The 25,533-nt window shown below is 63.6% G+C and carries 23 protein-coding genes; 16 read left to right on the forward strand and 7 right to left on the reverse strand.

What is annotated here, in order from left to right:
* Genes AC07OV_RS08390 through yghU form a run of 3 tightly spaced genes read left to right on the forward strand, consistent with a single transcriptional unit; the run spans position 1 to position 3,444 of the window.
* Positions 1–1,170: an efflux RND transporter periplasmic adaptor subunit gene (locus AC07OV_RS08390; protein WP_495092018.1), complete on the forward strand. Its 1,170-nt coding sequence runs from the start codon at positions 1–3 to the stop codon at positions 1,168–1,170.
* Entirely contained in the window at positions 1,163–2,608 is a 1,446-nt protein-coding gene (locus tag AC07OV_RS08395; RefSeq protein ID WP_495092019.1) for an efflux transporter outer membrane subunit, read from the forward strand. The genes AC07OV_RS08390 and AC07OV_RS08395 overlap by 8 nt, the downstream gene beginning before the upstream one ends.
* A gap of 2 nt (positions 2,609–2,610) precedes the next feature.
* The gene (gene yghU, locus AC07OV_RS08400; RefSeq protein ID WP_176997674.1) at positions 2,611–3,444 is read left to right on the forward strand and encodes a glutathione-dependent disulfide-bond oxidoreductase; all 834 of its coding nucleotides are present in this window, start codon (positions 2,611–2,613) and stop codon (positions 3,442–3,444) included.
* 139 nt (positions 3,445–3,583) lie between these two features.
* Here yghU and AC07OV_RS08405 read toward each other — a convergent pair whose 3' ends face one another.
* The 4 genes from AC07OV_RS08405 to AC07OV_RS08420 form a co-directional block, all read right to left on the reverse strand.
* Positions 3,584–4,426, reverse strand: a complete 843-nt coding sequence (locus AC07OV_RS08405) for an oxidoreductase (protein WP_495092020.1) — start codon at positions 4,424–4,426, stop codon at positions 3,584–3,586.
* Positions 4,427–4,516: 90 nt separating this feature from the next.
* Entirely contained in the window at positions 4,517–5,452 is a 936-nt protein-coding gene (locus tag AC07OV_RS08410) for a sugar ABC transporter substrate-binding protein (protein ID WP_495092021.1), read from the reverse strand.
* 19 nt (positions 5,453–5,471) lie between these two features.
* Positions 5,472–6,251 carry a TIM barrel protein gene (locus AC07OV_RS08415; protein WP_495092022.1) on the reverse strand — a complete coding sequence of 260 codons (780 nt, stop codon included), beginning with the start codon at positions 6,249–6,251 and terminating at the stop codon, positions 5,472–5,474.
* A complete protein-coding gene (locus AC07OV_RS08420) occupies positions 6,248–7,267 on the reverse strand; it encodes a Gfo/Idh/MocA family oxidoreductase (RefSeq protein WP_495092023.1) in 1,020 nt (339 codons plus the stop codon). The genes AC07OV_RS08415 and AC07OV_RS08420 overlap by 4 nt, the downstream gene beginning before the upstream one ends.
* Positions 7,268–7,451: 184 nt before the next feature.
* On the opposite strand from AC07OV_RS08420, the gene AC07OV_RS08425 reads away from it, so the two are divergent.
* The gene (locus tag AC07OV_RS08425) at positions 7,452–9,425 is read left to right on the forward strand and encodes a sigma-54 interaction domain-containing protein (protein WP_495092024.1); all 1,974 of its coding nucleotides are present in this window, start codon (positions 7,452–7,454) and stop codon (positions 9,423–9,425) included.
* A gap of 74 nt (positions 9,426–9,499) precedes the next feature.
* On the opposite strand, the gene rtcR is transcribed toward AC07OV_RS08425, so the two are convergent.
* Positions 9,500–11,083, reverse strand: coding sequence for an RNA repair transcriptional activator RtcR (gene rtcR / locus AC07OV_RS08430; protein WP_495092025.1), 1,584 nt, complete (start codon positions 11,081–11,083; stop codon positions 9,500–9,502).
* A 212-nt stretch (positions 11,084–11,295) separates the two neighbouring features.
* Between rtcR and AC07OV_RS08435 the strand changes: the two genes are divergently transcribed.
* Genes AC07OV_RS08435 through rtcA form a run of 3 tightly spaced genes read left to right on the forward strand, consistent with a single transcriptional unit; the run spans position 11,296 to position 14,352 of the window.
* A complete protein-coding gene (locus AC07OV_RS08435) occupies positions 11,296–12,522 on the forward strand; it encodes an RtcB family protein (protein ID WP_176997681.1) in 1,227 nt (408 codons plus the stop codon).
* 16 nt (positions 12,523–12,538) lie between these two features.
* A complete protein-coding gene (locus AC07OV_RS08440) occupies positions 12,539–13,327 on the forward strand; it encodes a nucleotidyltransferase domain-containing protein (RefSeq protein ID WP_494996799.1) in 789 nt (262 codons plus the stop codon).
* An 11-nt stretch (positions 13,328–13,338) separates the two neighbouring features.
* Positions 13,339–14,352, forward strand: coding sequence for an RNA 3'-terminal phosphate cyclase (rtcA, locus tag AC07OV_RS08445; RefSeq protein ID WP_495092026.1), 1,014 nt, complete (start codon positions 13,339–13,341; stop codon positions 14,350–14,352).
* Here the strand turns inward: rtcA and AC07OV_RS08450 are convergent.
* Complete coding sequence (locus AC07OV_RS08450; RefSeq protein WP_494996801.1) at positions 14,349–15,392, reverse strand: LacI family DNA-binding transcriptional regulator; 1,044 nt, start codon at positions 15,390–15,392, stop codon at positions 14,349–14,351. The genes rtcA and AC07OV_RS08450 overlap by 4 nt on opposite strands.
* Positions 15,393–15,553: 161 nt before the next feature.
* On the opposite strand from AC07OV_RS08450, the gene AC07OV_RS08455 reads away from it, so the two are divergent.
* The 5 genes from AC07OV_RS08455 to AC07OV_RS08475 all read left to right on the forward strand — a co-directional run bounded on the left by AC07OV_RS08455 (position 15,554) and on the right by AC07OV_RS08475 (position 20,114).
* Complete coding sequence (locus AC07OV_RS08455) at positions 15,554–16,645, forward strand: fatty acid desaturase family protein (RefSeq protein ID WP_495092027.1); 1,092 nt, start codon at positions 15,554–15,556, stop codon at positions 16,643–16,645.
* An 80-nt stretch (positions 16,646–16,725) separates the two neighbouring features.
* Positions 16,726–17,046 carry a MocE family 2Fe-2S type ferredoxin gene (locus AC07OV_RS08460; RefSeq protein WP_178919684.1) on the forward strand — a complete coding sequence of 107 codons (321 nt, stop codon included), beginning with the start codon at positions 16,726–16,728 and terminating at the stop codon, positions 17,044–17,046.
* 2 nt (positions 17,047–17,048) lie between these two features.
* Positions 17,049–18,248 carry an NAD(P)/FAD-dependent oxidoreductase gene (locus AC07OV_RS08465; protein WP_495092028.1) on the forward strand — a complete coding sequence of 400 codons (1,200 nt, stop codon included), beginning with the start codon at positions 17,049–17,051 and terminating at the stop codon, positions 18,246–18,248.
* A 1-nt stretch (position 18,249) separates the two neighbouring features.
* Positions 18,250–19,074, forward strand: coding sequence for a sugar phosphate isomerase/epimerase family protein (locus tag AC07OV_RS08470; RefSeq protein WP_494996804.1), 825 nt, complete (start codon positions 18,250–18,252; stop codon positions 19,072–19,074).
* 89 nt (positions 19,075–19,163) lie between these two features.
* Positions 19,164–20,114: a Dyp-type peroxidase gene (locus AC07OV_RS08475; RefSeq protein WP_495092029.1), complete on the forward strand. Its 951-nt coding sequence runs from the start codon at positions 19,164–19,166 to the stop codon at positions 20,112–20,114.
* A 111-nt stretch (positions 20,115–20,225) separates the two neighbouring features.
* On the opposite strand, the gene AC07OV_RS08480 is transcribed toward AC07OV_RS08475, so the two are convergent.
* Positions 20,226–21,098, reverse strand: coding sequence for an undecaprenyl-diphosphate phosphatase (locus AC07OV_RS08480; protein ID WP_178919688.1), 873 nt, complete (start codon positions 21,096–21,098; stop codon positions 20,226–20,228).
* 291 nt (positions 21,099–21,389) lie between these two features.
* On the opposite strand from AC07OV_RS08480, the gene AC07OV_RS08485 reads away from it, so the two are divergent.
* The 4 genes from AC07OV_RS08485 to AC07OV_RS08500 all read left to right on the forward strand — a co-directional run bounded on the left by AC07OV_RS08485 (position 21,390) and on the right by AC07OV_RS08500 (position 25,533).
* Complete coding sequence (locus AC07OV_RS08485) at positions 21,390–21,896, forward strand: GNAT family N-acetyltransferase (protein ID WP_256349874.1); 507 nt, start codon at positions 21,390–21,392, stop codon at positions 21,894–21,896.
* A gap of 275 nt (positions 21,897–22,171) precedes the next feature.
* Positions 22,172–23,728 carry an ABC transporter substrate-binding protein gene (locus AC07OV_RS08490; RefSeq protein WP_495092030.1) on the forward strand — a complete coding sequence of 519 codons (1,557 nt, stop codon included), beginning with the start codon at positions 22,172–22,174 and terminating at the stop codon, positions 23,726–23,728.
* A gap of 12 nt (positions 23,729–23,740) precedes the next feature.
* Entirely contained in the window at positions 23,741–24,682 is a 942-nt protein-coding gene (locus tag AC07OV_RS08495) for an ABC transporter permease (RefSeq protein WP_176997692.1), read from the forward strand.
* A complete protein-coding gene (locus AC07OV_RS08500) occupies positions 24,679–25,533 on the forward strand; it encodes an ABC transporter permease (RefSeq protein ID WP_176997693.1) in 855 nt (284 codons plus the stop codon). The genes AC07OV_RS08495 and AC07OV_RS08500 overlap by 4 nt, the downstream gene beginning before the upstream one ends.

Raw genomic sequence — 25,533 nt, forward strand, 5'->3', positions numbered from 1 at the left:
ATGTCCGTTTCTCTTTCTAAACCGAAGTCTTCCCGTGGGCTGCTCTGGCTGGTCGTTGGCGGGGTGGTGGTGGTTGCCATCGTGGGCGTGGGCATCGGCGTGCGCGCCAATGAGTCCCGTGACCTCAAGACCTGGACCGACGCCCAGGCGCTGCCGAGCGTCAAGCTGATCAAGCCGTTGGTGCAGGCTCAGGGCCCTGTGCTCAACCTGCCGGGACGCATGGAAGCTTATTCCCGTGCGTCGATCTTTGCGCGGGTCAACGGCTACCTCAAATCCTGGAACGTCGACATCGGCACCCGGGTGAAAGCTGGCCAGGTGCTGGCTGAAATCGACACCCCGGAACTCGACCAGCAATTGCTGCAGGCCCGCGCCACGCTGGCCTCGGCCCAGGCCGATGCGCACCTTGCCGAAACCACCGCCAAGCGTTGGCAGGCGATGCTGGCGACCGACTCGGTGTCGCGCCAGGACGTGGACGAGCGCACCGGCGACCTGACCGCCAAGCAAGCCAAGGTGGCGGCGGCCAAGGCCAATGTCGACCAGTTGGTAGCGACCAAGGGCTTCCAGCGCCTGGTGGCGCCGTTTGCCGGCGTGGTCACCGCGCGCAGCACCGACGTGGGTGCGCTGATCAGTGCCGGTGGCGCTGCCGGCAAAGAGCTGTTCGCAGTAGCCGACGTCAGCCGCCTGCGCGTGTACGTGCAGGTGCCGCAGACCTTTTCGCCGCAGATCCGCGAAGGCACCACGGCGCGCCTGAGCGTGCCGGAATACCGCGGCGAAACCTTCACCGGCAAGGTGATCGCCACTGCCGACGCGGTCAATGCCGCCTCCGGCAGCACCCTGGTGCAACTGCTGGTGGACAACCCGGGCGGGCGCCTGCTGCCGGGCGGCTACACCAGCGTGCAATTCGACTTGCCGGTGCAGGCCGATGTGCTGCGGGTGCCTTCCAGCGCCCTGGTGTTCGATGACCACGGCATGCGCGTCGCCACCCTCGACAGCACGGATCACGTGCGCTTCAAGACCGTCAGCATTGCCCGCGACTTTGGCGACAGTGTGGAAATTGCCAGCGGCCTGCAGGCCGACGAACGTGTGATCGACACACCGCCCGATGGCCTGGCCGACAACGACGCGGTGCAATTGGCGGCCGCTCCCGCCGAGGTCAAACCCCATGGCTAAGCGCACTTTCTTCGGCCTGGTCGCCACCTTGAGCCTGGGGGCGTGCTCGTTGGCGCCGCCGCTCAAGGTGCCCGAAACCCCGGTCGCGGCACAGTTTCACACCCAGGGCCCGTGGACCGTCGGCACACCGAACGACCAAGCCAGCCGCGACGGCTGGTGGCACATCTACAACGACCCGCAGCTGGACGCGATGCAACAGCAGTTGCTGAAAAACAACCCCGACCTGAGTGCGGCATTGGCCCACTACGAGCAGTCCCAGGGCTATGTGGCCCAGGCGCGTTCGGGGCTGTTCCCGACGGTGTCGGCCATCGGCAACGGCCAGCGTATTCGCCAGTCCGACACCAAGCCGCTGCGTTCGGCCACCTCGCCAAATGTCTACAACTCGGCCACCCTGGGCCTGGAAGTCGACTATGAAGTGGACTTGTGGGGCCGCGTGCGCGACACCGTCGCGGCCGGCACCAGCGACTCCGAAGCGGCCAAGGCCGACCTCGCGTCGGTGCGCCTGAGCCTGCAGGCGCAATTGGCCGACAGCTACATTCGACTGCGCGGCATCGACTGGCAGAACCAACTGCTGGAACAGACCCGCGACGCCTACGCCAAAGCGTTGGGCCTGACCGAAGGCCTGCACGGCGGCGGGATTGTCTCCGGCCTCGACGTGGCACGGGCGCGCACGCAGCTGTCCACGGTCAAGTCGCAGTTGAGCCAAAGCCTGGTACAGCGCGCAGTGCTGGAGCATTCGATTGCGGCGATGCTGGGGGAGTCGGCGTCGACCTACTCGGTGGCGGTCAACGTTGCGCCGATTGCCTTGCCGAACGTGCCCACCGGTGTGCCGTCGAACCTGCTGCAACGCCGGCCGGACATCGCCGCCGCCGAGCGCCGCATCGCCGCAGCCAACGCACGTATCGGCGTGGCCAGGGCCGCGTGGTTTCCGCAGATCACCTTGAGCGCCCAGGGCGGCTATCAGAGCGATGAGTTTGCGCGGCTGCTCAGCGCGCCCAACCTGTTCTGGGCCATCGGCCCGTCATTGGTGGGCACGCTGTTCGACGGCGGTGCGCGCCAGGCGCAGGTCGACATTGCCAAGGCCGCCACCGATGAAGCCGCCGCCAAATACCGGGGCGTGGTGTTGGGGGCGTTCGAACAGGTGGAAGACAACCTCTCGCAGATCGCCGGGCTGGGCAGCGCCCTGGACGACCAGCGTGATGCAGCGGCCGCTGCGCAGTACGCCGAGGACCTTTCCACCGCGCGTTATCGCCAGGGCGCCGTGGCCTACCTCGATGTGGTGACCGCCCAAGTGGCTGCGCTGGAAGCCAAGCGCACGGTATTGCAACTGCAAACCCAGCAATTGAGCGCTAATGTGGGCCTGATCAAGGCACTGGGTGGCGGCTGGAACGTGGCGCAACTGGCGGCGTCGAACCCTATTCAACCCAAGGAGCAGTAACGATGACTGACTACGTACCCCCGAAAGTCTGGACCTGGGACACCGAAAGCGGCGGCACTTTCGCCAGCATCAACCGGCCCATCGCCGGAGCGACCCACGAGCAGGAATTGCCGGTGGGCAAGCACCCGCTGCAACTGTATTCACTGGCCACGCCCAACGGGCAAAAGGTCACCATCCTGCTTGAAGAACTGTTGGCCCTGGGGCACAGCGGCGCGGAATACGACGCCTGGCTGATCAAGATCGGCGATGGCGACCAGTTCGGCAGCGGCTTTGTGGGTGTCAACCCGAACTCCAAGATTCCCGCATTGCTGGACCGCAGCGGCGCCACGCCGATCCGGGTGTTCGAGTCGGGAGCGATCCTGCAATACCTCGCGGAGAAGTTCGGTGCGTTCTTCCCCACCGAGCCGGCGGCACGTGCTGAATGCCTGTCGTGGCTGTTCTGGCAAATGGGCAGCGCGCCGTACCTGGGCGGTGGTTTCGGGCATTTCTATGCGTATGCGCCGAGCAAGATGGAATACGCGATCAACCGCTTTGCCATGGAGACCAAGCGCCAACTCGATGTGCTCGACCAGCGTTTGGCCGTGAGCGAATACATTGCCGGGGATGAATACACCATTGCCGACATCGCGATCTGGCCTTGGTACGGCGGCCTGGTGAAGGGCCGGTTGTACGGCGCGGCGGAGTTCCTGTCGGTGCATGAATACAAGCATGTGCTGCGCTGGGCGGACGCCATCGAGGCCCGGCCTGCGGTACAGCGTGGACGCCGGGTGAACCGCGTGTCCGGCGAGCCGCACGAGCAACTGCGCGAGCGCCACGACGCCAGCGACCTGGATTGAATATCTGCCTGCAGGCGCCTCGGTGCATCAGGTACACCGGGTAGAGGCCATCGCCGGCAAGCCGGCTCCTACAGGTGACTGCGCTCGGCCGCCTTTTTGTAGGAGCCCGGCTTGCCGGCGATGCAGGCGGCTCGGTGTATCAGGCAAAATCGGTTGCGCGGGAAACGCTTTCCCAGGCGCTGATCTCGGCTTGCAACGCCGTGAGCTTGGCCGTCACATGCTCCACCGCGTCATTGCCCAGCAGCAAATGCGCCGGTGGCTCGGCGCTTGCCACTACCTGCATCATCGCCAGGGCGGCTTTTGCCGGGTCGCCGTCCTGCCGTCCGCTGCGGGCGTGTCGTGCTGCTCGCACGGCATCAAACGAGGCGTCGTAGTCGGCGATGCTGCGTTCGGCCCTGACCATCGAGCGCCCCGCCCAATCGGTGCGAAAGCCCCCCGGCTCAATCGCGGTGACGTGAATGCCGAACGGTTTCACCTCCTTGCCCAGCGCTTCGGAGATACCTTCCAGCGCAAATTTGCTGCCGTGGTACACGCCCAGGCCGGGGAAGGTGGTCAGGCCGCCCATCGAGGTGATGTTGAGAATATGCCCACGGCGGCGCTTGCGCATAAACGGCAGCACCGCCTGGATCATCGCCACCGCGCCGAACACGTTGACTTCAAATTGCTGGCGTACATCGTCCAGGGACGACTCTTCCAGCACGCCCTCAAAACCGTAGCCGGCGTTGTTGACCAGCACATCAATCGCGCCAACGTTCTTTTCGATCTCCGCCACCACGGCCGGGACAAACAGGCTGTCGGTGACATCCAGCAAGCGCGCAAAGGAGTAGCCGGGTTTGATGCGGTCGAACGCGTCGATGGCCTCCGGCGTGCGCACGGTGCCGACGACGCGCTCGCCGGCAGCCAACAGGGTCTCGGCCAGGGCTTTGCCGAAGCCGGAACTGATACCGGTGATAAGCCAGGTTTTCTGGGGTTGTGCAGGCATGGTGATCTCCCGTGAGTGTGCCTGGGATCTTTCTCCGTTAAGGCCAGGCACACAATCGGGCAGACGCTGCTCAGGCTTTGAAGCCGTGCTTCACAATGCCTGCTTGTAGCGCTGCTCAAACACCGCCACTTGCTCGGGTTTGATCAGCTCGAAGGGCACCCAGACTTCTGGCTCGATGGGCTCACCCTTGATCATCCGGATGGCCGCCTGCACGGCCTGGGTCGCCTGAGCCTTGGGGTCCTGGAACACCGAGGCGGTCAGCAGGCCACGCTTGATGGCCGCGAGGCCATCCGGCAAGCCATCGATGCCGATAATCGCCACCTCGCCCTTGGCCTTACCGGACTGTTGCAGCGCCATGGCGGCGCCGATGGCCATTTCATCGTTGTTAGCGACGATCGCATCGAACTGCGTACCCGCCAGCAGCCAGTTGCTGGTCAGGTCCATGCCCTTGCTGCGCTGCCATTCGGCGCTTTGCTGCTCCACCACCTTGATCCCGGGGAATTCCTTGAGCACCTGCCTGGCGCCTTCGGTGCGGTCATGGGTGGCGTTTTGCGCGAGGTCGCCCATGATGATCGCCACGTTGCCTTTGCCACCGAGCTTTTCTGCGAGGTAGCGCATTTGTAACTGCCCGGCCTCGATGTCGTTGGAGGCCACGGTGACCACGCCCTTGGGCAGGGTGCGTTCATCCGGGTGACGGTTGACGTACACCAGCGGCGTCTTCGCGGCGACGGCGGCGCGGGTCATGTTGGCGGTGGCGGCGGTGTCCACCGGCAACACGATCACGGCGTCGACCTTCTGGTTGAGAAAGCCTTCGACCTGATTGAGTTGGCGCACCATGTCGCCCTGGGCGTCTTCGAACTGGATCTGCACATCTTGCTGTTTGGCGGCGGCTTCGAGGCCGGTGCGCACATAGGTCATGAAGTTATCGTCGACTCGGGCGATGCTCACGCCAATGCGGTAGGCGGCGAAGGTCCATTGGCTGAACAGCAGCAACAGCGTGGCAACGAGCAATGAATAGCGATGCATGAGGATGGTCCTTTTATTGTTATAGGGTGAAGGCCTGGCGGAATCGCTCCAGGGCCAACTCGCTGTCGCCACTGGCCCAGCCTTCCAGCCCGACCACGCCGGTATAGCCCATGGCGTGCAGGGCCCTGGCAATGGCCGGGTAGTGGATTTCTCCGGTGCCGGGCTCCTTGCGGCCCGGCACATCGGCCACCTGGATTTCACCGATGGAACCGCCGGCGCGCTGGATCAGTTCGATCAGGTTTCCTTCGCCAATCTGCGCGTGGTACAGGTCCAGGTTCATCTTCAGGTGCGGGCTGCCCACGGCTTCGATGAGCGCCAGGGTGTCGTCGGCGCGGGCGAAGGGCGTGCCGGGGTGGTCGACCTCGGTGTTGAGGTTTTCCAGCAGGAACACGCGACCGGCGTCCTCTCCCAGGCGGGCGATTTTTTCCAGGGTCTTGCAGGCGCTCAGCCACATGCGTCCGGTGGTCTGGCTGACCGGTTGCACGGGCAGGCCGCCTTCACCCAGGCCGGTGCCGTGCAGGTTGAGGCTGGGGCAGTCGAGTTGCTCGGCGATGCCGATGGATTCGCGGGCGCTGTCGAGCAATTGGCGGACGCCGTCGGGGTCGGTGAGGGTGCCGCTGATGTAGCCGGTCATGGAGGTGAAGTCAGCACCGGTGGCGGCGAGGGCGCTGATGTCCTTGTCGGTCCAGTTCCAGATTTCCGCACTGAACCCCAATTGATGAATGCGCTTCACGCGCTCGATGAAGGGCAGGTCGAGAAAGACCATTTCGGCGCTGACCGCCAGCTTGAAAGGGATCATGGGCGGGTTCCCTGTACAGCCACGGCCTTGCCGGTTTCGAACGACTCGATACAGGCGCGAGCAATTGCCAGGGCGGCGCGGGCGTCTTCGCCGCTGGCCATCGGCTTGGCGCCCGTGCGCAGGCAGTCGGCGAAATGGTTGAGTTCGGCGATGTAGGCGTCGCGCAGCAGGTCGGTGTCCATGCGTTGGGTGTCGGCCTGGATGCCCTGGGCCAGGTAGCGCACCAGGTCGGAATCGTTGAGGCTGCCCATGCTCAACATGCCCTCGCTGCCGAACACTTCGCCGCGCACGTCGTAGCCGTACACCGCCTGGAAGTTGGCTTCGGCGGTGGCGATGGCGCCGTTGTCGAAGCGGATCGCGACCACGGCAGTGTCGAGGAAGCCTTTGCTTTTGAAGGCCGGGGCGATCAAGGCGTCGGCCATCACATAGACCTGCACCGCCTCGGCCCCGGGGTTGAGGTAGCGCAGGGTGTCGAAGTCGTGGATCAGGGTTTCCAGGAAGATCACCCACTGCGGCGAAGCGGCCGGGTTGTTCAGCGCCGGGTCGCGGGTCAGCGAACGCAGCAACTGCGGGGTGCCGATACGGCCGGCAGCGACATCCAGGTGAGCGGTGCGAAAGCTCTTGGCGAAGCGCCGGTTGAAGCCCACCTGCAACGGCACCCGCGCATCGGCCGCAGCCGCTATGGCACGGTCGGCTTCGTCGAGGGTGATGGCCATGGGTTTTTCGCAGAAGATGCCCTTGCCGGCGCGGGCGGCGCTAATCACCAGTTCGGCGTGGCTGCGGGCGGGGGCGGCGATGATCACGCCGTCGATGTCCGGGTCGTCGAGCAGCTGTTGCGGGTCGGTGTAGACCTTGGCTACCCCCAATTCAGCGGCGAGGCGCGCGGCCTGGCCTGGCGTCGGGTCGGCAATCGCCATCAGGCTGGCGCCGGGGATGTGCCGCGCAGCGGTCAGACCGTGGAAGCTGCCCATGCGACCGGCACCGATCAGACCCAGGCGGATGTTCTGTGTATTCATGAATTGACCCCTTCTTATTGTTGGCCTCAGGACGGTCCTGATGGGCAATGAGATAGGAGCAAGGGCTGTGCCAATTCATAAGCTGCTGATATTTATCGATTAATTAATCTTTATAAACAAAAAGTGTTCATTTAAATGACATGTCTATACTGACATGTCGAAAATATGAACATGGGCACCCCTGATGAGCATGGCGTTCAGCGTACAAGACCTCGATTACCTCACGGCCCTGGGGCCTGCGGCGCTGAATGACGGCCCCGTTCCAGCCCTGGAGCAGGCCTGGCGAGCATGCCTGTCGGGTGAGATCGAGCGCCCGGCCGGGGTGCGGCAGGTCATCTGGGATTCGTGGCGGCGCAGCGTAGAGGCGGGGCTCGACCCGGCTGACAGCGCGTATCGCTTTGTCGCCGACGAAGCACTGGCCGCCACCCTGGCCGCTCACCGCGTCCTGATCGCCGCCGCCGCGCACGTCATGCACGGCCTGCTGGCCTATAACCCGCGCGGGCATATCAACCTCACCGATGCTCACGGCACCACCTTGTACTTCTGCGGGCTGGATATCACGCCGGTCGGCAGCCGCCTGCTGGAGTCGGTGCAGGGCACCAATTGCACCGGCCTGGCCCTGGCCGAAGACCGCCTGGTGTATGTGCTGGCCGAAGAAAACTTCGCCACGGGCTTGCGCCAACGCCGCATGCACTGCGCCGCCGCGCCGATCAAAAACACCCAGGGCCAGACCCTGGCGATGCTGACCCTCACGGCCGAGCCTGGCTGGTTTCATTTCCATACCCTGGGCACCGTGCAGGCCGCAGCCGAAGCGGTGTCGCGGCAGATGGCGCTGCACGGTTTGCTGGAAGAGCAGCAAGCCGTGCTCGAAGTGCTCAACGAAGGCCTGGTGGTGCTGGATGAGCGCGGTTGCATCAAGGCGCTCAACCGTTATGCGCGGCAATTGTTCGGCGTGGGCCTGGAGCTGGTCGGCAGCCCGTTCCAGCGTTTGGGCCGCAGCGAGTTGAGCGGCGTGCTGGGCGAGCCGGTACGCGACCTCGATTGCACCTTTCACCTGCAGGACCGCAGCCAGCTCGCCTGCCTGGTCTCGGTGTGCCCGCTGGAGCAGGGTGGGGTGATCGTCTCGCTGCGCGAGAACCGGCGTATCCGCGAGATTACCCGGCGCATCATCGGCACCCAGGCCCGCTACACCTTTGAGACGATCCAGGGCGGTTCGCGGGCCATTCACGACGCGTTGCACCTGGGGCGCATCGCCAGTCGCAGCGATTCCACCACCTTGATCCTCGGCGAAAGCGGCACCGGCAAGGAGCTGTTCGCCCAGGCGATCCACAACGGCAGCGACCGTCATAAAGGCCCATTCGTGGCGGTCAACTGCGGCGCGATCCCGCGGGACCTGGTGCAAAGCGAGCTGTTCGGGCATGTGGAGGGCGCGTTCACCGGTGCCACCCGTGGCGGTTCGGCGGGCAAGTTTGAATTGGCGGATGGCGGCACGATCTTCCTGGATGAGATTGGTGACATGTCCTTCGATGCCCAAGTGAGCTTGCTGCGGGTGTTGCAGGAGGGTGAAGTCACCCGCGTGGGTGCGAAAAACTCGCGGCGGGTGGATGTGCGCATCATTGCGGCCACCCATCGCAACCTGAGCCAGGCGGTGGCGGAGGGCGCCTTTCGCGAAGACCTTTATTACCGTCTCAATGTGCTGAACTTGACGGTGCCGCCGCTGCGTATGCGCCGCGAAGACATCCCGTTGCTGGCGCGGCATTTTCTTGCGCGCTTTGCCCGCTCACTGCGCAAATCGGTACAGGGTTTTGCGCCGGAGGCGCTGGCATTGCTGTCGGCCTACGGTTGGCCGGGCAATGTGCGCGAGTTGGAAAACAGCATCGAACGGGCAACCAACCTGGCCACGGGTGAGTTGATCCAGGCGAGCGACCTGCCGCTGGAGACCCGCCACCGAGCGCCGGCACGCGCTTATGAGCCGCAGCCTGCCCAAGACCTGAGCAGTCATGAAATGCAGGCGATTGCGGCGGCTTTGCAGAACACCGGAGGCAATATCCGCCTGGCTGCGCGGCAGCTCAACGTGTCGCGGGGCGGGCTGTACAACAAGATGAGCCGCTTGGGCCTGAATGCCGCCGATTTCCGAACAAGCACCCCAGCCCCGTAGGAGCCGGCTTGCCGGCGATGAGGCCATTGTTTTCAGCACATACCTTGAGGCCGCCATCGCCGGCAAGCCGGCTCCTACAAGGGTTTGAGTTGCTTCCAGTCGATGCCGAAGCGCGCCAGGTATTTGCGCAGGCGGTCTGCGTCGTTCGGCTGGGCCTTGGCTTGGCGCGAGACGCCGAACAGGCGGCGGCCGGCGTCGGAGAGGCTGTCGGCCTGCAGGCACACATCGATCACCGCCTTGAGTTGCAGCTGGTCGAACAGGTCCAGGTCGTCGGGCAGAAAGGCCTGCGGTTCGGACAGTCCCCAGGCGTAGCGCAGGCGTCGGATCTCTTCTTCGACTTGGGTTTCATCAATGCGCCCGCTGTCGGCCAGCGTGGCCATGCGGGTGATCGACGCGGACAGTTCGCGAAAGTTACCCAGCCACGCCGCTTCGCTGGAGCTGGCGAACGCCAGGTAGCGGCGGCGCGCTTCCAGGTTGAAGCGCACGCGGCGACCTTGTTCGCGGGCATGGCGTTCCAGTTCGAAGTCGATGTTGGGCTCGATGTCTTCCCGTCGGCCCGCCAGGCCGGGCAGGTCGAATGTCCACAGGTTGATCCGCGCGTACAGGTCTTCACGAAACAACCCCTCGGCCACGCGCCCGCGCAGGTCGCGGTGGGTGCCGGCGATGATCAGGAAGTCGCTGGCCACTTCGCGGTCGGCACCCATGGGATAGAAGCGTTTTTCTTCGATGGCCTTGAGCAGCATCGCCTGTTCGTCCAGGCCCAGCTCGCCGATTTCATCAAGGAACAGCATGCCGCCGTCCGCCGCGCGCAGTAGGCCGTCGCGGGCGTTTTGCGCGCCAGTGAAGGCGCCTTTGATATGCCCGAACAATGCCGACATCGCGCCGTCGCCGCGTAGGGTGGCGCAGTTCACTTCGACGAAACGCCCCTGTACTTGATGGCGGCTGCGCTTGAGTTCAAAGATGCGCCGGGCCAGGAAGGATTTGCCGGCGCCCGTGGGGCCGATCAACAGCATGGGCGCGGTGGAGCGCACGGCCACCCGTTCGATTTGTTCGATGGACGCATTGAACGCGCTGTTGCGCGTGGCGATCCCGGATTTCAGGAAGGCCAGGCCCTCCAGGCGCTGATGGGCAAAACGCGAGGCGATGCGGTCGTAGCGCGACAGGTCGAGGTCGATCAGGGTATGGGTGCCGGTGGCGGGCGCCGTTTCGTCCAGGCGGCGCGTGGGGGAGGTCTGGACCAGTCGCGCTGGCAGGTTGCGCGCCTCGGTCAGCAGGAACCAGCAGATCTGCGCCACGTGGGTGCCGGTGGTGATGTGGACCAGGTAGTCCTCGTGCTCGGTGTCGAAGCGGTAGTTGGCGGTGAAGTCGTGCAGCGCGCCGTACACTTCTTCGAAATCCCAGGGGTTGTTCAGCGGCATCGGGTGCAGGCGCACGTCGGTGTGCGGCGAGACTTGTCCGATGTCGGCGCGTATCCGCTCGGCAATGCTGACGTCGCGGGCGTCGATGTCGTGGATCAGCTCCAGGCGATCAATTTGCAGGTTGTCCTGCTGGCACAAGCCGACGCTGGGGCGCCAATGGTTCCAGCGATTGGCGCCCTTGCCGATGCGATCCAGTTTGGAGCCGATAAACCCGATGGCGACCGTGCGCTTGTGTTTCATGGATAGACCAAAATATAAATGACGATAGGTAAGGATATGGGTGTGATGAAAGGGCTGTCATGGTTTTTTCGTAGAGATTTCTTGATTATAAAAAATACCTATTAAAAACAATTGGTTAAAAATTTTATGTGAGCTTTCTGAATATCTGGCATGACCGCTGCTATATCCCAGCCAACGCCGCAGTGACGGCTTTCAAGAAAAGAATCGAGATCATGCAAGAGAAGACCTACCAACTGCTGGAAGTGGCCAACGGCAAGCCGATCAAACTCTGGACCCAGGGCGTGCCTGTTGAACCCGAAGCCCGCCAGCAATTGATGAACACCGCCCAGATGCCGTTCATCTTCAAACACCTGGCAGTAATGCCGGATGTGCACCTGGGCAAGGGGTCGACCATTGGCAGTGTGATCCCCACCGTGGGCGCAATCATCCCGGCAGCGGTGGGGGTGGACATCGGTTGCGGCATGATCGCCGCCCGCACCACGTTGATGGCCGGTGACTTGCCCGACAACCTGTTTGGCTTGCGCTGCGCCATCGAGGCCGCCGTGCCCCATGGCCGCACCCGCAGCCGAAAAGGCCGTGACAAAGGCGCCTGGGAAGATGTACCGGCCGAGGCGGATCAGGTGTGGGCGGCGTTGCACCCGCGCTTCAAGGCGATCACCGACAAGTACCCGCAACTGGAACGCGCCAACCACCGCCAGCACCTGGGTACGTTGGGCACCGGCAACCACTTTGTCGAGGTGTGCCTGGATGAAGCCAACCGTGTCTGGTTCATGTTGCACAGCGGCTCCCGGGGCGTCGGTAACGCGATCGGCAACCTGTTTATCCAGCTGGCCCAGGCCGATATGCGCCAGCACATCGCCAACTTGCCGGACCGTGACCTGGCGTATTTCGAAGAGGGCAGCCAGCACTTCGATGACTACGTAGAAGCGGTGGGCTGGGCCCAGGATTTTGCCCGGCAGAACCGCGAGTTGATGATGCGCGCCGTGGTGCAGGCCACGCGCCAGGTGATCAAGAAACCGTTTGAAGTGGCGTTGGAAGCCGTGAACTGTCATCACAACTATGTGCAGAAAGAGCGGCATTTTGGCGAAGAGGTGCTGGTCACGCGCAAAGGCGCGGTGTCGGCGAAGAAGGGCGAGCTGGGGATTATCCCGGGCTCCATGGGCGCCAAGAGCTTCATCGTGCGCGGCCTGGGTAACGAAGAGTCGTTCTGCTCCTGCAGCCACGGTGCCGGCCGCACCATGAGCCGCACCAAGGCGAAGAACACCTTCACCGTGGCCGACCAGGTGCGTGCGACGGCCCACGTGGAATGCCGCAAGGACGCCGATGTGATCGATGAAATACCGATGGCCTACAAGGACATCGACCAGGTCATGCACGCCCAGCGCGAGCTGGTGGAAGTGCTGCACACCTTACGCCAAGTGGTGTGTGTCAAAGGATAGGAGGAGGGGAATCAGGATGGAAAGGGAAGAGCGTCACCCACTCTGCGACGCCATGCGTGCGCGGGTGTTGCAAGAGCTGGAAAGGATCGAGCGCGAGCGCAATGTCACGGTGTTGTACGCCTGTGAGTCCGGCAGCCGGGCCTGGGGCTTTGCCTCCACCGACAGTGACTACGATGTGCGCTTCGTCTACGTGGAGAAGCCCGATTGGTTCATGCAGGTGGACACGCCACGGGACGTGATCGAGCGCCCGCTGGATGACGAGCTGGACATCAGCGGTTGGGAACTGCGCAAAACCCTGGGGCTGCTGCGCAAATCCAATCCCACGTTGCTGGAGTGGCTGGATTCGCCGCTGGTGTATCGCCAGGACGCTACCGCCACTGCGCAATTGCGTGGGTTAGCCGAGGCGTTCTACAGCCCGCCGGCTGCGCGCAGTCATTACTTGTCGATGGCCAAGAAGAATTTTCGCGGTTACCTGCAAGGCGATTCGGTGCGTTTCAAGAAGTACTTCTACGTGCTGCGACCGTTACTCGCGGTGCGTTGGATTGACCTGGGCCTGGGCCGCCCGCCGATGACCTTTGCCGACCTCCTGGGGACGGTGGATGACGCGCAACTGTTGGATGAAGTAGCGGCCCTGCTGGTATTGAAGCGCAATGCCGACGAGGCGGCCTACGGGCCACGGCGCCCTGCATTGCATGCCTATATCCAGCGTGAACTGGAGCGCCAAGTGCCGTCATTGCCACGCACCCACGCAGACTCACAACAACTGGATGACTACCTGCGCAGCACCGTCAAACACTTTGCATAAGGAAATACGAAATGATTGAACTTGACGGCGCCATGGGCGGTGGCCAGGTACTGCGCAGCGGCTTGAGCCTGGCGATGGTCACAGGGCAAAACCTGCACATCCGCAACATCCGCGCCAAGCGCAGCCGGCCAGGGTTGATGCGTCAACACCTGACGGCTGTGCTGGCGGCGGCCCAGGTGTGCGGGGCCAAGGTGGAAGGGGCCGAGTTGGGCTCCCAGACGCTGCGCTTTGAACCGGGCGCGATTCAGGGCGGTGAATACCGCTTCAGTATCGGCACTGCCGGCAGTTGCACCCTGGTGCTGCAAACGTTGCTGCCGGCGCTGCTGCGCGCACCGACCGCCAGCCGCGTGACGATCTGCGGCGGCACTCACAACCCGCTGGCGCCGCCGGTGGACTTCCTGCAACGCGCCTGGCTGCCGTTGTTGCGCCGCATGGGTGCGCGCATTGAACTGAGCCTGAATCGGTATGGGTTTGCCCCGGCAGGCGGTGGCGAACTGGAGGCTTTTATCCAGCCGTCCGAACTTGCACCGCTGCACCTGATGCAGCGCGGCAAGTTGCTCGAATCACGCGCGATTGCCCTGAACGCGGGGTTGCCCGCCGAGGTCAGCGAGCGTGAGCTCAAGCGCGTGGGCCAGCGCCTGGGGTTCGACGACACGCAACTGCTTTCGGTAGCCATCGACCCGGAACAAGGCCCCGGTAATCTGCTGATGCTGGAGTATGTGCACGAACACGTCACCGAGGTGTTCAGCGCCTTCGGCATGCACAGGCTGCGTGCCGAAAAGGTGGCCGACCAGGCCATCGAGCAGGCGCAGGAATGGCGTTGCACGCAGACGGCAGTGGGTGAGCATTTAGCCGATCAATTGCTGCTGCCGATGGCAATGGCCGGTGGCGGCAGTTTTACCACGCCGCACATGAGCGACCATTTGCACAGCAATATGCACGTGATCCAGCGCTTCCTGCCGGTGGCGATTGACAGTCATGTGCTGGAAGAGGGTGGGCTTAAAATCGAGTGCCGCGCGCTTTAAAGGTTCTCCGAGGTCACGATCTGCGGCGCAATGTACATCCGGTGCCGCACCGGGTCGAAGGTCTCGGCGGTCTGCAAATCCACCAGCAATTCGATCAGCGCCGTGGCCGTCTGGCGCGGTTGTGAATCCATCACCACATCGATCAGGCCTTGGCGCAACGCCTGGCGCGACAGTTCGGTGGACTCCTGCAGGATGCAGCACAACGCCGGTCGTTTGGGCAACTGCGCCAGGGCGCTGATGATGCCGTCTCCGCCGCCACCCACTACGCACAGGCCGCGCAGGTCTGTGTGGCGGGTGATCAGGTCGAGGGTGGCCTCTTCGGTGATGTCGCTGTTATCCAGGTTGATCAGCGGCTCAAGTGGCTTGAGCCCCGGTGCGTGTTCGGCCAGGTAGCTGTGCAAACCTTCGACCCGCGCCTGGTGGCCGAGGAAGCGATGGCCGCCCAATAGAATCCCCACACTGCCTTTGCGCGCCCCACAGGTGCGGGCCAGCAACCAGCCCATGGTGCGCCCGACCACATGATTGTCCTGGCCCACATAGGGTTCGGCGGCGTGTTCGTGGATATCCGAGAGCAGCGCCACCACCGGCACGCCGGCTTCGCGGATTTGCGCCAATGTGGCGTTGATCAGCGGGTGGGCAAAGCTGACCACGGCGAGGGCGTCGCATTGCACGGCCAGTTGTTCGATTTGGGCGGCGATCACGCTTGGCGTGCGGTCCACGATGTACTCGAACTGGCAGGTCAGGTTGGCACCGGCGTGACGCTGCGCCGCTTCGCCAATCGCCTGCGCCAGGCTGGCGTAGAACGCTTGAGCGGTGGCCAGCAGCAGGATGCCGAAACGGTAGGTTGGCCTACGTTCGCGAATGCGCTGGCCGATCAGCCGCGCGGCAAAATAACCCACGGCTTCGGCGGCCTGGAACACCTGCTCGGCGGTCTGTGGGTTGACCGGCGCGCGGGCGTTCAACACCCGGTCGACGGTGGCCACGCTCAGCCCTGCATGGGCGGCAACGGTGGCGATGGTTGGGCGTTTGTTGTTGTTCATGGCTGGCCCTGTCTGCGTCTTGATAGAAAACTATCAAGCCCCGCTGGACCTGGATGATAGCTTGATAGGGAATGGATTCAAGGCCTTGAGGGTGAATCACCCGTTCTCTATCGTGGGTTTCGCAAAGCCCCTGAAACCCACGCTTGCGGAGAACAATAACAATGCCTCAACCCACCCGACGCGACTACAGCCTCACAGGCCCCGAAGCGGCCCGCGCGGCCGAAAAGGGCCTGGTATCAGCCAACTGGTACCAATCGCCGATTGCCCGCAAACGCATGAAGGAACTGATGCAGCGCCGCGACGGCCCGGCACTGCGCGACACCGCCATTTGGGTGTGCGCGCTGTTTGCCACCGGCTTTGGCGGCTACTGGTTCTGGGGCACCTGGGCCTGCGTGCCGTTCTTCATCGCCTATGGTGTGCTGTACGGCACCGCCTCCAACCCGCGCTGGCACGAAACCGGCCACGGCACCGCGTTCAAGACCCGCTGGATGAACGACGGGCTGTATCAGGTCGCCAGCTTCATGTGCATCTTCGAACCCCATGTGTGGCGCTGGAGCCATGCGCGGCACCACACCGACACCATCGTGGTGGGCCGCGACCCGGAGATCGTCGAGCCGCGCCCGCCCAGCTTCCTGATGATGTTCCTCAGCCTGTTCAACCTGCCCCTGGCCTGGAAAACCTTCAGCGGCGTGGCGCGCCATGCCGTCGGCAAGATGAGTGCCCAGGAAGCAGATTTCATCCCTGAATCCGAATGGCCCAAGGTGTTCCGTGCGGCGCGGATCTGGGTGGGTATCTATGCCGTGATCATCGGCGCCGCCCTGTATCTGCACAGTTGGCTGCCACTGATGCTGGTAGGCCTTCCGAGCCTCTACGGTGCGTGGCTTGGCTACCTGTTCGGCCTCACCCAGCACGTTGGCCTGGCCGAAGACGTGCTGGACCATCGCAGCAACTGCCGCACGATCTACATGAACCGCGTGCTGCGTTTTATCTACATGGACATGAACTACCACCTCGAGCACCACATGTACCCGATGGTGCCGTACCACGCCCTGGCCCAGTTGCACGAAGAGATCCGCAACGACTGCCCGCCGCCCTACGCCAACCTGCTGGAGGCCTACAGGGAAATCCTCCCGACGATCTGGCGCCAGCGTCGCGACCCGAATTACTTCATCCAACGCCCCATCCACCGCCACGACGATACCCCTGTAGTGAGCGAGCTTGCTCGCGCCGGGTTCCAAAGCAGCCCCCAATAGCGCCACCGCGTATTCTCAAACAACTCTGCGGCATGTTTACGGCCGCCGCGCGAGCAAGCTCGCTCACTACAGGAACCCTCATGAACGACCAATGGATCGACGTCTGCGCCGTGGGCGAAATAGACGAAGAAGACGTGCTGCGCTTCGACCACGGGCCGCACACCTACGCGGTGTACCGTTCGGCCGATAATGAATTCTTCGCCACGGCGGGCCTGTGCACCCACGAGAAAATCCACCTCGCCGACGGCCTGGTGATGGACCACATCATCGAGTGCCCCAAGCACAACGGGCGCTTCGATTACCGCACGGGCAAGGCCCTGGGTGCGCCAGTGTGCGTCAATCTCAAGACCTACCCGGTGCGGGTCGAAGCGGGGCGAGTGCTGCTCGCTGTCATGGCCTGACGATGAACGCCCCCCTGATTATCGTCGGTGCCGGCCATGCCGGTGGCCGTGCGGCGCTGACCCTGCGTGAAGAAGGCTACACCGGGCGCCTGATCCTGATCGGCGATGAAGCGCACTTGCCCTACGAGCGACCGCCACTCTCCAAGGGATTGTTGCAGGGCACCACGGACCTGGCCGGGTGCAGCCTGCTCGACAGCGAGCGATTGGCCGAGTTGGGCATTGAGCATATTGCCGGTAACCCGGTGAGCCGGTTGGAACCCTCGCAACATCGCCTGCAATTGGCTGACGGCCAGTGGTTGCCTTACGCCGGGCTGTTGCTGGCGACCGGGGGCAGGGCGCGCCGTCTGCCCCAGGAACAGGCCAATGTGCTTTACCTGCGCAGCCATGATGAAGCCCTGGCCCTGCGCAGCGTGCTGAACCCCGGCACGCGGCTGGTGGTGGTCGGCGGCGGCTTTATCGGCCTGGAAGTGGCGGCGACCGCACGTGGGCTTGGCTGTGCAGTCACGGTGCTGGAAGCCGGGCCACGGCTGGCGGGCCGCGTGCTGCCGGCGATTATCTCCCAGGCGCTGCTGGACCTGCATCGCGAACACGGCGTGGACGTGCGATTGAATGTGGCGCTGGAATCGATCCAGGCCGACGCCGTATTGCTGGTCGACGGGCAACGCTTGCCCTGCGACCTCATCGTGGTCGGTATTGGCATGCAGCCGAATATCGAACTGGCCGCTGGCGCAGGGTTGGAGGTGGGGCAGGGTATCCGTGTCGATGAATACCTGCGCGCCAGTGCGCCGAACATTTATGCGGCGGGTGACGTGTGTGAGTTTCGCCTGGCGGGCCTCTATCAACGCCAGGAGACCTGGCGCAACGCCGAGGCCCAGGGGCGCCATGCGGCACTCAATTTGTTGGGGCGTGAAGTGCCGTTCGAAACGATCCCGGGCTTCTGGTCCGATCAGTACGACTGGGGCTTGCAGACCGTGGGGGTGCTGACGCCGATGACGATCAGCCGCCCACTGCCGGGAGGCGGCATGCTGCTGTTTTGCCTGGATGCCGATCAGCGTTTGCAAGGTGCCTGCGGCTGGGCCTCGGGCAACGGCGTGGCCAAAGACATCAAGCTGTGCGAGCGCCTGATCACCGCACGCATTGCCCTCGACGCCGCCGCGCTGGCGGACCCCGGGCAGTCCCTTAAACACCTGCTGCGAGGCTGATATGCGCCAACTCCTGGTATTCCAATCCCTGTGGGCCATGCAAACCGAACCCGGCCCGCTGGAGGCGCAGCTCGATCGCATCAAGGCTGCGGGATTCGATGGCATCACCGACCACTACTGGCAGCCTGCCGACGTGGCCCGGCTGCACGCAGCGGCCACGGCCAGGGGCTTGCAGATCGAAGGCCAGCTGTTCCCGCAAAGCGTCGACGACCTGGCGGCAGCGTTGGACGTGATCAGCCGCCATGGTTGCCATCACCTCACCCTACAAGCCGACGTGCGCCCGCGCACCCAGAGCGAAGCCGCGCGGTTGGTGGAGGGTTGGCAGCGATTGGCCGAGCAGGTGGACTTTCCGGTACTGCTGGAAACCCATCGCTATCGCCTGACCAACGACCTGCTGTTCACCCTCGACCTGCTGGCGCAAATGCCCGACCTGAAACTGCTGGCCGACCTGTCTCACTACGTGGTCGGGCGTGAACTGCCCGAGCCTGGCGCGCTTGAAGACGACGAGCAGATCCGCACGATCCTGCGCCATAGCTGGGGTTTTCACGGCCGTGTCGCCAGTAGCGAACAGGTGCAGGTCTCGCTGGAGTTTCCCCAGCACCAGGCCTGGGTACAGCGGTTTACTGAGTGGTGGCGCTACGGGATCAACGACTGGCTGGCCCGCCCCGACACGCCGCAGAGCCTGTCCTTCACCTGCGAACTCGGCCCGCCGCCCTATGCGATCACTGGCGCCGATGGCCACGAGATCAGTGATCGCTGGGCCGAAGCCTTGAAACTGCAGGCGCTGATTCGCACCCTATGGCACCGCTGCACCCACCCCCTGTAGGAGCCGGCTTGCCGGCGATGGCGTCCGTAAAATCGCCATCGGATCTGCTAATCTGCCCGGGTCTTTAGCCCCCAGCCCGGACCTTCACCATGTCGACATCCTCCGTTCAGCCGCCCCTGGAACCGCAATCCGTCTGCCACCCCATCACCAGCAGCGCCATCTTCATGGTCGCCACCATCACCCCCGGCAGTGAAGACACGGTGCGCGGCTGGTGCGCCGACATCGCCGGGCTGGTGCGTTCGGTGGGCAAGCGCGTGCCGGCGGGCAACCTCACCTGCGTGTGCGGGTTTGGCTCGGATGCCTGGGATCGACTGTTCGACGCGCCACGCCCGGCCGCGCTGCACCCGTTCCGCGAATTCGGTGTGCCAGGGCGCCTGGCGGTGTCGACACCGGGGGATATCCTGCTGCACATCCGCGCCGAGCAGATGGACCTGTGCTTCGAGCTGGCCACCCATCTCATGGCGGCCCTGGGCGACGCGGTGAAGGTGGTGGATGAGGTCCAGGGTTTCCGCTACTTCGACATGCGCAGCATCATCGGCTTTGTCGACGGCACCGAGAACCCGGTGGGGCGCAAGGCCGAGGGTTTCACCATCGTGGGCGATGAAGACAGCGAATTCCGTGGCGGCAGCTATGTGCTGGTGCAGAAGTACCTGCACAACATGACGGCCTGGAACGGCCTGACCGTGGAGGCCCAGGAGAAGGTGATCGGGCGCACCAAACTGTCGGATATCGAGCTGGACGAGGAGGCTAAGCCGAGCAATTCCCATAGCGCGCTCACTGTCATCACGGACGAGAACGGTGAGGAAGTGAAGATCCTGCGCGACAACATGCCCTTCGGCCGGCCGGGGGCAGGGGAGTTCGGCACCTATTTCATTGGGTATGCACGTTCGCCGCAGCCATTGGAGTTGATGCTGGAAAACATGTTCGTCGGGCGCCCGGTGGGCAATTACGACCGCTTGCTGGATTTCAGCACGGCAGTCACTGGCGGGTTGTTCTTCGTGCCCTCGGCCGACCTGCTCGAAGCATTGGCCGACCGCTAACCACGATCCCTTGTAGGAGCCGGCTTGCCAGCGATAGCGGTGTATCAGGTAAAAAACAGGCTGCCTGACACACCGCCATCGCCGGCAAGCCGGCTCCTACAGGGGGTGGTGTCAGCTCAGCAGGCCGGTGCTGACCGCCACAATCAGGAACACCCCGAGCAACGCCCGGTAGATCACGAACGGCCAGGTGGAGAACCGCTCCAGGAACTTCATCAAGCCCCAGATCGCAAAGAACGCCGAGACGCTTGCCACCACCAGCCCGAAGATCAGGTGTGGCCAGGCGTGGGCCGGCATGTCCGCATGCAACAACACCCACAGCTCCTTCAAACCGGCGAGGGCGATGGCCGGCAGGCCCAGCAGGAAGGAGAAGCGCGCCGCTTCTTCACGCTTGAAGTTGAGGAACAGCGCGGCGGTGAGGGTGGAGCCGGAACGCGACACGCCCGGGATCAGCGCGCCAATCTGTGCGATACCCACGATCAGCGCATCGCGCAGGCGCATTTCGCTCACCTCGCGGGTGTGGCGTGCGCGCACTTCGGCCACTGCCAGCAACACCGCCATGACCACGCAGGAAATGCCGATCACCATCAACCCGCGCAACGGCGAGTTGCAGGCGTTGAGGGTTGAGGACAGCGCGAGGCCGGCAATCCCGATCGGGATGGTCGCCAGCACAATCGCCACCGCCAGCTTGAACCAGCGGTCGTTGTAGTCGCCCCGGCGCACCGCGCCGATGCTGCCGGTGGTCACTTGGCGCACATCACGCCAGAAGTAACTGACCACCGCCGCCAGCGCCGCCAACTGCATGGCGGCCGAAAACGCCGAGCCCGGGTCCTGCCAGCCGAGCAGGGCCGGCACCACCCGCATGTGGGCCGTGGACGACACCGGCAACAGCTCGGTAATGCCCTGGATCACGCCCAGGATGAAGATCTGCAGGTAATCCAGGGAGGCAAAGCCCACATCCAGGCCGGCGGTACAGACGTTGGTCAAAATACATGTCCTTAAAATGAATAACCGGAACCTGTAGTGAGCGGGCTCGCCCCGCGCCGCGCCAGTCCTGGCACCGCACACTCATGGGAGAAACCCGGAGCCTGGTCTGGCGCCGCGCGGGGCAAGCCCGCTCACTACAATTTGGGGAAGTTTATTCTAAATGTTTCAGGATTTTGGGCGGGGCCGGGCAAATCCGCAATCGGTTCAGCAAACAGAAAGGTTATGCAATGTATTGGCCTGCGCAGGGCTTTTGTGAACAATGGCGCCCTGCGTTTTTTGACCGAGAGCCCCATGCCTGAAACCACCGTCGAATTGATCCAGACCGGCCCTGACGCCCTGGAGCTGATCCGCAATCTCTACCAGTACTACGCCTATGAGTCCTCCGACTGGGAACAGGAAGATGTCGAGTCCGACGGACGCTTCTATATCCACGACGAGCACCTGGTGCGCTACTGGGAAGACCCGCAGTGGAGCGCCCACCTGCTGCTGGTGGAGGGTTACATCGCCGGTTTCCTGCTGATCGAAGGCAGCGAGTTGCCCGGTGTTGATGCCCTGGAGCTGGCCGACCTGTTCATCCTCAAGCGCTATCGGCGCAAAGGCATTGGCCGCGCCATCGCCACCCAGGTGCTGTGCAGCGGCGAGCGCAACTGGCTGGTGCGTTTCTATGACCAGGACGAAGTGTCCCAGGCGTTCTGGCGCACGGTGCTGGACAACCTGCCACGCCCGGTGCAGGCCCTGGACCTGGACGATGACCCGCAGCTGGTCAATTACCTGATCACGCGGGTGGCGCTGCATTGAGGATTGGCGGGTTCATCTAAAAGAGGCTTCGGCCTCTTTTTTTTGTCTGCGTTTCAGCCCATTCGCTGTAGCTGTCTCTGACCTTAATGTTTTTATATGCATAAAAAAACATTTACAAGCATGGTGCATGCTGTGAATATGTCCCGGCGAATTTAAAAAAACAAAAATCATCCGCGGCCATGACCTCGCTCAGGCCATAACAATAACGACCTAACACAGGCTTGAAGCCGGCTCCTGCCCCAGGCCGGTCTTCTCAGCGAAGGAGAACGTCTCCCGTGAATCGCTTACTCAATGGAACGCTGTGCGTCACCCTCGCACTGGGCGCCGGCCTCGCGCAGGCCCAGAGCACTTTGCGCGTGGGCTTGAACGCCGATATCCGCAGCACTGAACCGGGCGTCAACCGTGATGAGAACACCGACACGGTGATGCTGCACATCGTCGAAGGCCTGGTGGCTCATAGAGAGGACGCCTCCGTCGGCCCGTTGCTGGCCCGCGAAGTGCTGCGCTCGGACGACGGCATGACCTACACCTTCAAACTGCGTGAAGGCGTGCACTTCCAGAATGGCGCCACCCTGACCGCCCAGGACGTGAAGTGGACATGGGAGCGTTACCTCAACCCCAAGACCCAATGGCGCTGCCTGGCCGAATTCGATGGTCGTGGCGGGGCGAAGATCACCGGCATCGACACGCCGGACCCACTCACGGTGGTGTTCCACCTTGACCAGCCCAGTGGCTTGTTCCTGGCCTCGATGGCACGCCCCGACTGCGGTGGCAGCGGCATCCTGCACCGCGACTCGCTGGCGGCCGATGGCAGTTGGAAGGCGCCGGTGGGCACTGGCCCGTTTAGCCTCACCGAATGGAAGCCCGGCCAATACGTGGTGTTGTCCCGTTTCAAGGACTACAGCCCGCGTGACGAAGCCGGGCCGGATGGTTTCACCGGCAAGAAGCAGGCGCTGGTGGATGACCTGCGCTTCATGGTGATACCCGACCCGTCGTCGGCCAAAGCCGCCTTGATGTCCAACAACATCGACCTGCTGCCCAACGTCAGTGCCAGCGATGCCGAGGAGCTGAAAGCCACGCCGGGAGTGCAGATTTCGTTCAGCCCGATCATGGCCATCTGTGGCTTGCTGTTCCAGACCAACGACCCGCTGCTCAAGGATGTGCGTATCCGCCGGGCCATCGCTGCCTCCCTCGACTATGGGCAGATGGTCACCGCGCTGTCCAATGGCACCTCCGAGCCGAACAACTCGGCGATCCCGCAGACCAGCCCGTTCTACAGCGCCACCGCCAAACAGGGTTACCACCACGACCCGCAACTGGCCCAGCGCCTGCTCAAAGAGGCCGGCTACAACGGCCAGCCGATCAAGATGATCGTCAACAAGCGTTACTCGCAGATGTTCGACATGGGCCTGCTCAGCCAGGCCATGGCGGTGGCCAGCGGCTTGAATATCCAGATGGAAACCCTGGAGTGGGGCACCCAGCTGGAGCGCTACCAGAGCGGCAACTACCAGATGATGGCGTTTTCTTATTCCTCGCGCCTGGACCCGGCCACCAGCTTCGACTCGCTGATGGGCGACAAGACCAAGGAACCCCGCAAAGTCTGGGACAACCCCCAGGCCCAGGCAGTGCTGCGCGAAGCGGTGCGTGAGAGCGACACGGCCAAGCGCCAAGCGCTGTTCGACCAACTGCACACGATGATGATCCACGACACGCCGATGGTGATCATCTACAACGGCACGGTCGCCGCAGCGCTGCGCGACAGCGTCAAGGGCTTCCATTCGTGGCCGGTGTCGTCGCCACGGTTGTGGGGCGTCAGCCTCGCGGCACAGTAACAGGGCCTGAACATGTTGCGTTTTATCCTGCAAAAACTCGGCATGGCGGTGCCTACGCTGTTGCTGATTTCGGTGATGGTGTTCGCGTTGATCCGCCTGATTCCCGGCGATCCGGCGCTGCTGATGTTGGGTGATATGGCCGACCCACAAAGCCTGGCGGACATGCGCCACACCCTGGGCCTGGATCACTCGCTGGTGACCCAGTTCCTGATCTGGTTCAAGGCCGTGCTGAGCTTTGACCTGGGCTTCTCCATCAGCACCAAACAGGCGGTGCTGCCGCTGATTCTCGACCGGTTCAGCGTCAGCGCGACCATCGTGCTGGTGGCGGTGTTGCTGGCCACGTTGATCGCGGTGCCGATCGGCTTGGTTGCCGCCTGGAAGCAGAACAGTGCCCTCGACCTGGGGTTGGTGTCCGTGGCGACCTTGCTGCTGTCGATCCCCAGCTTCTGGCTCGGCTTGTTGTTGCTGCATGCCTTTGGCATCCAGTTGGGCTGGCTGCCGGTGGTGGGCTACGTGAGTTTCGCACAGGCTCCCTGGCAAGCCATGAGCTACATGGTGCTGCCGGTTGTGACCCTGACTCTGGTGGAAGTCGGCGCGATCACTCGCATGGCGCGGGCCAGCACTATCGAAGTGCTGCGCCTGGAATACATTGCCCATGCCCGGGCCAAGGGCCTGTCGGAGCGTGCCGTGCTGTGGAAACACGCCTTGCCCAACGCCTTTGCGCCCACCTGGACCCTGGTGGGGTTGATCCTCGGCAACCTGCTGGGGGGGATTGCGGTGCTGGAAACGGTGTTCACCTTGCCGGGTATCGGCCGGTTGATGGTGGACGCGATTTTCGCCCGCGACTATCCCGTGCTACAGGGCTGCCTGTTGCTGATCACCTTTATCTACGTGCTGGTCAACCTGTGTGTGGATCTGCTCTATCCGCTGTTCGATCCAAGGGTGAAGTTATGAGTTCGACAATTGCCGTGTCGGCGCCCGCCAAGCGCCGCCGCGCTTGGGCACCGGCTAACGCCTTGATCGGCGGCGGGTTACTGGTGGCTCTGGTGGCCCTGGCCTTGATGGGGTTGGTGTGGTCGCCGTACGACCCGCTGAAGATCGACTTGCTGTCGCGCTTCCAGGCGCCATCGGCCGCCCATTGGCTGGGCACCGATGAGTTCGGTCGCGATGTGTTCAGTCGCTTGTTGATCGGTGCGCGCACCAGCCTGTGGGTGAGCCTGCTGACGGTGAGTGTGGCGGTGATCGCCGGCACCTTGATCGGCATGCTCGCCGGTTACCTGCGTGGCTGGACCGACCGCCTGTTGATGATGTTCAACGATGCGCTGCTGGCATTCCCCGGCATCCTCATGGCCCTGGGCATCATGGCGATCATCGGCGCGAGCAAGTACGGCATCGTGTTGGCCCTGGGCATCGCCTACACGCCTTCGGTGGTGCGCGTGGTGCGCGGCACGGTGTTGTCCCTGCGCGAGCTGGAGTACATCGAAGCGTCGCGGGTCATCGGCAATTCCGAGCTGTACACCATGCTGCGGCACATTGCACCGAACTGCCTGGCACCGCTGTGCGTGCTCGCCACCAGTATGTTCGGCTGGGCATTGCTGTCGGAAAGTGCCCTTAGCTTCCTTGGCCTGGGCGTGCCGCCACCGGCCGCGACCTGGGGCAACATGCTCGCCAGCAGCCGCCCCTACATCGCCTCTGCACCCTGGCTGGGCGTATTCCCCGGGCTGTTTATCTGCCTGACGTTGCTGGCGATCAACCTGTTTGGCGATGCACTGCGTGATCGCCTCGACCCACGAATGAGGAAGTGA

It is taken from the genome of Pseudomonas sp. GW821-FHT09A09, from assembly GCF_059418405.1.